Origin of the sequence: Thiohalorhabdus sp. (genome assembly GCF_036628635.1) — a bacterium.
In the GTDB taxonomy this organism is placed as follows: Bacteria; Pseudomonadota; Gammaproteobacteria; order Thiohalorhabdales; family Thiohalorhabdaceae; genus Thiohalorhabdus.
The window spans coordinates 57,633-66,478 of sequence record NZ_JAZKRM010000015.1; the positions used below are offsets into that span (position 1 = coordinate 57,633).

General features: G+C 65.8%; 8 protein-coding genes and 2 pseudogenes. 8 read left to right on the forward strand and 2 right to left on the reverse strand.

Going from position 1 to position 8,846, the window contains the following annotated elements; genetic code table 11:
* The first annotated feature begins 66 nt into the window (after positions 1-66).
* The 8 genes and pseudogenes from groES to V5A19_RS14340 form a co-directional block, all read left to right on the forward strand.
* Positions 67-354, forward strand: coding sequence for a co-chaperone GroES (gene groES / locus V5A19_RS06990; RefSeq protein ID WP_332317484.1), 288 nt, complete (start codon positions 67-69; stop codon positions 352-354).
* 56 nt (positions 355-410) lie between these two features.
* Positions 411-2,066, forward strand: a complete 1,656-nt coding sequence (gene groL, locus V5A19_RS06995) for a chaperonin GroEL (protein ID WP_332317483.1) — start codon at positions 411-413, stop codon at positions 2,064-2,066.
* A 162-nt stretch (positions 2,067-2,228) separates the two neighbouring features.
* The gene (locus V5A19_RS07000) at positions 2,229-3,635 is read left to right on the forward strand and encodes a dihydrolipoyl dehydrogenase family protein (protein ID WP_332317482.1); all 1,407 of its coding nucleotides are present in this window, start codon (positions 2,229-2,231) and stop codon (positions 3,633-3,635) included.
* A 284-nt stretch (positions 3,636-3,919) separates the two neighbouring features.
* Positions 3,920-4,108, forward strand: coding sequence for a hypothetical protein (locus V5A19_RS07005; protein ID WP_332317481.1), 189 nt, complete (start codon positions 3,920-3,922; stop codon positions 4,106-4,108).
* Complete coding sequence (locus tag V5A19_RS07010; protein WP_332317480.1) at positions 4,090-4,317, forward strand: hypothetical protein; 228 nt, start codon at positions 4,090-4,092, stop codon at positions 4,315-4,317. Before V5A19_RS07005 ends, V5A19_RS07010 begins: the two co-directional genes overlap by 19 nt.
* Positions 4,318-4,413: 96 nt before the next feature.
* Positions 4,414-5,016 carry a PilZ domain-containing protein gene (locus V5A19_RS07015; protein ID WP_332317479.1) on the forward strand — a complete coding sequence of 201 codons (603 nt, stop codon included), beginning with the start codon at positions 4,414-4,416 and terminating at the stop codon, positions 5,014-5,016.
* A 132-nt stretch (positions 5,017-5,148) separates the two neighbouring features.
* A complete protein-coding gene (locus V5A19_RS07020) occupies positions 5,149-6,078 on the forward strand; it encodes a hydrogen peroxide-inducible genes activator (RefSeq protein WP_332317478.1) in 930 nt (309 codons plus the stop codon).
* Positions 6,079-6,201: 123 nt separating this feature from the next.
* Positions 6,202-6,866: pseudogene (locus V5A19_RS14340) on the forward strand (redoxin family protein); the annotation flags it as partial.
* Positions 6,867-7,010: 144 nt separating this feature from the next.
* Here the strand turns inward: V5A19_RS14340 and V5A19_RS07030 are convergent.
* Together V5A19_RS07030 and V5A19_RS07035 are read right to left on the reverse strand one after the other, a co-directional pair.
* Positions 7,011-8,180, reverse strand: coding sequence for a PilT/PilU family type 4a pilus ATPase (locus tag V5A19_RS07030; protein ID WP_332317477.1), 1,170 nt, complete (start codon positions 8,178-8,180; stop codon positions 7,011-7,013).
* A 107-nt stretch (positions 8,181-8,287) separates the two neighbouring features.
* A pseudogene (locus V5A19_RS07035) lies at positions 8,288-8,846 on the reverse strand (IS3 family transposase); the annotation flags it as partial.

Sequence of the window (8,846 nt, forward strand, 5' to 3'; positions counted from 1 at the left end):
CGGCAGACACCGAACATCCATCCGACGTGCCTTTTTACGTTTACCTACTTAGGAGGGAACGGCCCCATGAAGATCCGTCCTCTGCATGACCGCGTTGTGGTCAAGCGTGTGGAAGAAGAAGAGACCACCCAAGGCGGTCTCTACATCCCCGAAACGGCCAAAGAGAAGCCCATCCAGGGCAACGTCGTCGCCGTGGGCGACGGCAAGATCCTGGACAGCGGCGAGAAGCGGCCCATGGCCGTCAAGGAAGGCGACCGCGTCATCTTCGCCAAATACGCCGGCACCGAGGTCGAGGCCGGCGGCGACGAGGTCCTCGTCATGCGCGAGGACGACATCATGGGCGTGGTCGAGTAGGCCGCACCGACCATCCGACGACGTTTCGGAAATCCGAACTGGAGGGTTGAAAAGCAATGGCAGCGAAAGAGATCAGCTTCGGCGAGACCGCCCGTCACCGCATGCTTCACGGTGTCGACCAGCTCGCCAACGCAGTGAAGGTGACCCTCGGCCCCAAGGGCCGCAACGTGGTCCTCGAGAAGTCCTTCGGCTCCCCCACCATCACCAAGGACGGCGTCTCCGTCGCCAAGGAGATCGAGCTCGAGGACAAGTTCGAGAACATGGGCACGCAGATGCTGAAGGAGGTCTCCAGCCAGACCTCCGATGAGGCCGGCGACGGCACCACCACCGCCACCGTGCTAGCCCAGGAGATCGTGACCCAGGGCATCAAGTCCGTCGCCGCGGGCATGGCCCCCATGGAGCTCAAGCGCGGCATCGATGCCGCCGTGGACAAGGTCGTGGGCGAGCTGAGCAACATCAGCCAGGACTGCTCCGAGGAGAAGGAGATCGCCCAGATCGGCACCATCTCCGCCAACAACGACGAGTCCATCGGCCAGATCATCGCCGACGCCATGTCCAAGGTGGGCAAGGAAGGCGTGATCACCGTGGAGGAGGGCTCCTCCCTGGAGAACACCCTGGACGTCGTCGAGGGCATGCAGTTCGACCGCGGCTACCTGAGCCCGTATTTCTGCACCGACAACGAGCGCATGGTGGCCGAGCTGGAGGACTGCTACATCCTCCTGCACGACAAGAAGATCTCCAGCATGAAGGACCTGCTCCCGGTGCTGGAGGGCGTCGCCAAGCAGTCCAAGCCGCTGCTGATCGTGGCCGAGGACATCGAGGGCGAGGCCCTGGCCACCCTGGTGGTCAACAACATGCGCGGCACCATCCGCGTCGCCGCGGTGAAGGCCCCCGGCTTCGGTGATCGGCGCAAGGCCATGCTCGAGGATATGGCCATCCTCACCGGCGGCCGCGTGATCTCCGAGGACGTTGGCGCCCAGCTCGAGAACGCCACCATCGACGATCTGGGCCAAGCCAAGCGCATCACGGTGGACAAGGACAACACCACCGTGGTCGACGGCTACGGCAACGACACCGACATCCAGAACCGCGTCAGCCAGGTCCGCAAGCAGATCGAGGACGCCAACAGCGACTACGACCGCGAGAAGCTGCAGGAGCGGGTCGCCAAGCTCGCCGGCGGCGTCGCCGTGATCAACGTGGGCGCCTCCACCGAGGTGGAGATGAAGGAGAAGAAGGCCCGCGTCGAGGACGCCCTGCACGCCACCCGCGCCGCGGTCGAGGAAGGCATCGTGCCCGGCGGCGGCATCGCCCTGCTGCGCGCCCGCAAGGGCTTGGACGACTTCCAGATCGGCCACCACGACCAGGACACCGGGGTCGGCATCGTCCGCCGGGCCATCGAGGAGCCGCTGCGCCAGATCGTGGACAACGCCGGCGGCGAGCCCTCCGTTGTGGTGAGCCGGATCATGGAAGGCGATAAGGCCACCTACGGCTTCAATGCCGGCACCGAGGAATACGGCGACATGCTCGACATGGGCGTGATCGACCCGACCAAGGTGACCCGCCTGGCGCTGCAGAACGCCTCCAGCATCGCCAGCCTCATGATCACCACCGAGGCCATGATCGCCGACAAGCCGGACCAAGGCGACGAAGGCGGCGGTGGCGGCGACATGGGCGGCATGGGCGGCATGGGTGGTATGGGCGGCATGATGTAAGCCTATTTCCCCACCGCGTCCCTAAGCGCAACTAGGCCCCGTCTGCGGACGGGGCTTTTTTGTATCTGCCGGACCGTCGGGTGGAATAGGGCCAAGCCTCCTTGGCCTCCTGACGGATTTCACCCAAAATACGCCTCCTTCCACACCGAGCTGGAGACGGCCATGAGCGAACCACTGGACATGGTAGTCATCGGCAGCGGTCCCGGCGGCTACCGCGCCTCCATCTACGCCGCCCTGCGCGGCCTTGCGGTGGCCATCGTGGAGCGTAGCGACTGGGGCGGCACCTGCCTCAACCGGGGCTGCATCCCCAAAAAGGACTGGCACCACTCGGCCAAGACCCTGGCCAAGTCGGACCGCTTCGCCGAACGCGGCATTGCTGGCGGCCCGCTACGCGGCGACCTGGCCGCCGCCTGGCAGCACCAGGAGCAGGTGGTGGACCAGGTCCAGGACAGCTACATCAAGTTCATGGACCGCCTGGGGGTCCGGAAATACCGCGGCCACGCCCGCCTCGATTTTGAGGGCAATGTGGCCATCGAGGGCCCCGACGCCGGCACCGTGGCCGCCCGCAAGGTCATCCTCGCCACCGGCTCCCGGCCCATGCCCCTGGCCGGCGTGGAACCGGTCTCCGGGCGGGTGCTTACCACCGACATGCTGTTCGATGAGCCCGCGCCGCCGGCCGGCGAGGTGATCGTGGTGGGCTCCGGGGTCATCGGCACCGAGATGGCCTTCATCCTGGGCCAGCTGGGCTGCTCGGTAACCTGGCTGGCCACCGCCAGCCCCATGGGCAAGTCCAGCTTCACGCCCCAGGCGCGCAAGGTCCTCGAGGAAAAGCTGGCCGAATACGGCATGGACTGGCAGGTTGGCGGCCGCCTGGCGGCTACGCGGGTGGCGGGCGACCGCGCCGTGGCCGAACTCGACGACGGGACCACCCACGAGGCCGACTGGATCCTGCTGGGCACCGGGCGCGAACCGGTGACCGACGATCTCGGCCTGGACACCGCGGGCGTAGCCACCGATGCCAAGGGCTACGTGCAGGCCGACACCGCCCGCGAGACCAGCCGTGCCGGCATCTTCGCCATCGGCGACTGCGCCAATCCGCACCAGACCGCCAACCACGCCATGGCCGACGCGGAGGTGGCGGTGAAGAACATCCTCCACCAGGGCAGCGCCGAGGCCGACGACGCCGCGGTGCCCGAGGTGGTCTACTCGGCGGTGGAGATGGCCCGCTTGGGCCTGAACGACGATACCGCCGAGGACGCCGGCTGGGAGCCGGCGGTTGGCTTCACCAGCTTCGACACCAACCCCAAGGCCCTGGGCCTGGACGCCGACGCGGGCTTTACCCGCCTGCTGGTGGACATGGACGAGGGCACTCTGCTCGGGGGCGAGATCGTCGGTGACAACGCCGGGGAGCTGGTGCACGTCCTGACCACCCATACCGACCCCGAGACAGCCCTGGCCCGAATCGCCGCGGGCCGGTTCAACCACCCTGCCATGGCCGAGGAAGTGCTCAACAGCACCGAGACCCTGGCGGCCAACTGGGGTCTGGGCCCCAAGATCTTCGAGGAGTAGGCCCGAGACCCCATCCCGTTCCAGGGGCCCCTGCCTCAGGAACGACCCTCGCCATTGGTTCCGGCCAGAGGTCTCCCTTGTCGGATTCCCTGCGCTTGCCCGATGCCCGCGACATCGCCAAAAACCCAACCACGGCGCTGAGCCAGGAAACCCGGCTTGGAGGGCCCGAGGACCTGATCAACTGCAAGCTCAACCAGGTAGCCCCCGCGCCGGCAACCGGTTGGCGATGTCACTTTATACCAATCATCGGGAACTGGCCGTGGCAAAGGGCTGGCTAAGGTCGGGTGCGCCTGGCCATCGCCTTCGGCGGCCCCATGCTGGAGGATCCCGAGGTCAAGCGGAAGGTGGGCTCGGCGGAGCCCAAAGACATGCAGCTCGACCCCGCTCGCGATGTCCGCAACCTAACCACCGCCTCCTTCAACCTGAGCTGGAAGCCGAAGGCTGGGGAACCAGGGTGCTTGTCGGCGAGCTGAACCATCTCGGTCCCGAGGGTGTCGAGAACCGCCGCCTCACCCTCGCCCACGATGCCGTAACCAGCCTCTACAAAGCCTCCTTCCCGGGCAGGGACAAAACGACCCTGACCAAGCGCTGCGGCACCCTTGCCGTAGCCCTGGCTGCCAACATGGATGACGACCGGGGTCCTCCTCGGGTTTTGTTGGGAGCCGCACCCGGCGCTCATTGATTCGAGCGCAGCCGGTTCCTTGCCCCTTCCCAAACCCGTAGTATCAAGGGGATCAACCGGACACCGCAGCTCATACCAGCCAAAGGGAGGGAGGCTTTGACGGCAAACCGGGATCCCACCGTTCCGGCCCTTTTGGCGGGCTTGGCCGCACTTAGCGATGCCGGCCGTCGCACGAGTGCCCCTGAAACGGTGGTGGCCATACTGGAACGCACCAGTGAGCGCATCCGCTATCTGGCGGGTGTAACGGGCGAAACGGGCGACGAAGCCGGCCCTATCCGGGCCCCGAACCCAACGAGCGCGGATGAGCTCCCCGGTGCCTTGGGAACGCTTATCGAGGAAGGGGCCGAAGCCGGCGCCCCGGCCTGGGCCACCAATCTTCTGGCTACCGCCCACATTCGCTTGGGGAGCGAGCTGACTGGTTCCAGCGAGGGCGCCGAAAACCGCCTGGCCCCTCGCCTGCAAGAGGACCTGGCGGCCCGTCTGGTGCGCGCCGACGGCAGCGAGCTAGCGGTTCTGGTATTGGACCGCTCGCCACTGGGGTTGGGACTCTTTGCCGAACAGCCAGTGGATCCCCATGAGCTGGTGCGGTTGAACATCGACAGTCCAGCTGCGGACGAGCAGCACCGCGGCGAGGTCATCTTCTGCCTGGAGCGCGGTGACGCCTTCCACATCGGGGTGGAGCTGCTGGCCACCGAATAGCACCCCCCTATCTTCCAGTATGCCGTGGAAATACCGACCCGAACCACTTTACGACTTTCTTTCCCTCAAACAGATCCAAGTGGCCCGTTTTAAGGTCCAGTTCCCGGCTCTCATGGTAGCCTCTTCATCTCCATGACCCTCTCCGAACTCCGCTACATCGTCGCCCTCGCCCGCCACGGCCACTTTGGCCGGGCGGCGGAGGCCACCTTCGTGGCCCAGCCCACACTGTCGGTGGCGGTGCGGAAGCTGGAGGAGGAGCTGGGGGTTACGCTGTTCGAGCGCGGCACCGCCGCCGCGACCCCAACGCCCGTGGGTGAGCTCGTGGTTGCTCAGGCCCAGCGGGTCCTGGAGGGCGTGGAGGCCATCGACGAGCTGGCCGCTGCCGCCCGCGATCCGCTTGCCGAGCCCCTGCGGCTGGGCGCCATCTACACCGTGGGCCCCTACCTTCTGCCCCATTTGGTGCCCGCCCTGAACAAGCGCGCTCCCGAGCTGGGCCTGGTGGTAGAGGAGGGCTATACCCATGACCTCACCGAGCGGCTCAAGCGGGGCGCGCTGGACGTCATCGTGGTCTCTCTGCCCTTCGAAGTGCCCCGGCTGATCACCCGCCCGCTGTACGACGAACCCTTCATGGTGGTGGTGCCGGCCTCCCATCCCTGGAGCCAACGGGGGGCGGTGGCACGGTCGGAGCTTGGGGAGGAGACAGTGCTCCTGCTGAGCGACGGCCACTGCTTCCGTGACCAGGTGCTGGCCCATTGCCCCGAGTGCCAGCCGGCCACGGGGCAGCCGGTGGGCATGGCGCGCACCATCGAGAGCGGCTCCCTGGAGACCATCCGTTACATGGTGGCCTCGGGATTGGGGGTCACGGTGATGCCCTGCACCGCCGTTGGCGGTGAGCTCTTCAACCGACGCCTGCTCACTCAGCGCCGCTTCGCCGAGACCGCCCCTACCCGCCGCATCGCCCTGGCCTGGCGGGAGAGCTTTCCCCGTCCAGAGGCGGTGGACGCGTTGGCCGCCGCGGTCGGCGACTGTCCGCTCACCTGCATCGCCCCGGTTTGTAGCTAAAAGCTATCCAATCCATGGCTATAATTCTTTTAAACAATAGCTCGTCGCCCTCTAGGATGGCTTCAGATCTGGGCCAAGCCCGGATTTCCGAAAAACAACAAACGCACCTTTATTGAGGAGCCAATCGTAGGCGATGGCCGGGAGGGAAAACGCCTCCCCGAGGTCACCTTCCAGAGCCGGCGGGATAACCAATGGGTGCGGGTGGCCTCGTGCGAGGTCTTCGATAGCCGGACGGTGGTGGTTTTCGCCCTGCCCGGGGCTTTTACCACCACCGGCTCGGCTGCCCAAATGCCGCGCTTCAACAACCTGGCGCCTATGTTCCGGGAAAACGGCGTGGACGACATGGTGTGCGTGTCGGTGAACGACGCCTTCGTCATGAAAGCGCGGCAGGCGGACCATTAGGCTTACGCCATCACCTCCCTGCCCGACTACGGCACCTCCACCGACGGCATGGGCATGGTGGTGGACAAGGCCGAACTGGGCTTCGGCAAGCGCTCCTGGGACTACGCCATGGTGGTGCGCGAAGGGGGGTCGAGCGCCTTTTCATGGAGCCGGCGGCAGAAGAGGACCCTTAAGAGGTCTCCGACGCCGATACCGTGCTGGATTACATTAACCCGGAGGCCGGGGCGTCGTCGGCGGTGACCCTGTTCAGCAAGCCCGGCTGCCCCTACTGCTCCCGGACCAAGGCGGTGCTTGGCGACAACATCATAGCCTTCGAGGAGATCGGGCTTGACCGCAACGTCACCATGCACGCGGTCGCCGGCGCCGACACGGTGCCCCAGGCCTTCCGTCAACGGCTAGCGTATCGGCTCCTCCGAGGCCATCGCCGCCTGCCTGGCCAAGGGCGCCACGCACTGAACGCTGCCTTTAAGCACGGGCCCATAACACCGGGGACCATCCCGGGATTGTCTTGGCCGCTATTCTTGCGGACCTCAGTCCTCATCCGAGTCGTGGCCCTGGATCTCGAAATCGGGTACTCCCGAATCGGATTGGCCGCCGTTGGCCACCTCGGGCACCGGCCCACCGCGCTCGCGCTCGAAGTTCTTGATGGCGATGCGCGCATTGTTGGGTGAGTCAGCGCTATGCAGCGCCTCCTCGGCGTCGATCTTGCCCGTCTTGTAGAGATCGAACGCGGCTTGGTCGAAGCTCTGCATGCCGTGCTGCTGGTCATCCTCCATGACGTCCTTCAGGGCGCCGAACTGCTCGCCCATGATGAAGTCCGCAGCGCGTGGGGTGTTGACGAACACCTCTAGGGCAGCCGTCCGGCCGCCACCTATCTTGGGGGGCAGACGCTGGGCAATGATGCTGCGTAAGTTGAGGGATAGGTCCTGCAGGATCTGGGTGTGGCGATCCTCGGGGAACAGGTTGCGGATGCGATCCAGGGTCTGGGCGGCATTGGTGGAGTGCAGGGTGGCCAGGGTCAGGTGACCGGTGTCGGCCAGGTGCAGGGCATGCTGCATGGATTCGCGGTTGCGGATCTCGCCCACCAGGACCACGTCCGGCGCCTGGCGCAGGGCGTCGTTGAGCGCTGATTCCCAGTCATCGGCGTCCATGCCGATTTCGCGCTGGTTAACCAGCGATTTATGGTGGTCGTGGATGAACTCGATGGGATCCTCGAGGGTCAGGATGTGGCCGGCGGTGTTGCGATTCCGGTGATCGATCATGGAGGCCAGGGTCGTGGACTTGCCCGAGCCGGTGGCACCCACGACGAACACCAGGCCACGCTGGTAGGACACAATGTCCTTGAGCACCTCCGGCAGGCCCAGCTCTTCAAAGCCGGGAACGGTGGTATTGATGCGCCGTATGACCATGCCGATGCTGTGGCGTTGGCGGAAAACATTGACCCGGAAACGCCCCACTCCCTCCTTGGAAACAGCCAGGTTGGCGCTGCCCTTGGCGTGGAGCGCCTGCCAGGCCTGGTCGGTATCGATGACCTCCTGGGCCAGGCGCTCCGTATCCCCGGGGGCCAGGTTGTCGGCCTTGAAGCGCTTGATTTCCCCATCGATCTTCATTGCCGGCGGCGACCCCACGGTCAGGAACAGGTCGCTGCCTTGGTTCTGAAGCATGTTCTTCAGCAGGGCCTCCATGGAAAAGTCGGGCAAGACGGTCTCCTCTGGGGGTGTTCGACAAACCTAACCTGTGCGTTCCAGCCTAATTTACACCAGGTAGGTGGAGTTACCCCGTTTCCGGGGGCACCTAGGTGCTTGGCTTATGCCGCTGCCATTCCGCCTTGCTCATGACCCTTGGGGGACCGGTAACCGATCCCGGAATGGCGGCGCCGAGGTTTATACCAGCCCTCGATGAATTCCAAGATCGCCTGGCGGGCCTCGGCGTGAGTGCGGAAGCGCCGCCGGTCGATCAGCTCGCATTCGAGCGTGGCGAAAAAGCTCTCGGCCATGGCGTTGCCGTAGCAGTCGCCCACCGAGCCCATGGACTGCTGAACACCGCTTTCGCGGCGACGCTGACCGAAGGCCAGCGAGGTGTACTGGCAGCCCTGATCCGAATGGGGCAGATCACCGACGCCGGCCGCCGGCTGTGCGTCGCCCTATCCAGGGCGCTCACAACCAGCTCGGTGCGCATGTGGCTGGCCATGGACCAGCCGACCACGCGCCGACTGAAGGTGGCGATCACCACGGCCAGGGAGAGGAAGCCGGCATCCGTGGGCACGTAGGTGATGTCCGACATCCACAGGGGGTCCGGGGCCGCCCAGGTCTGCTGATCCGGCTGCGTGGTCCGGATGCCTCGCCGCCGGCTTATGCCCCGCAGGC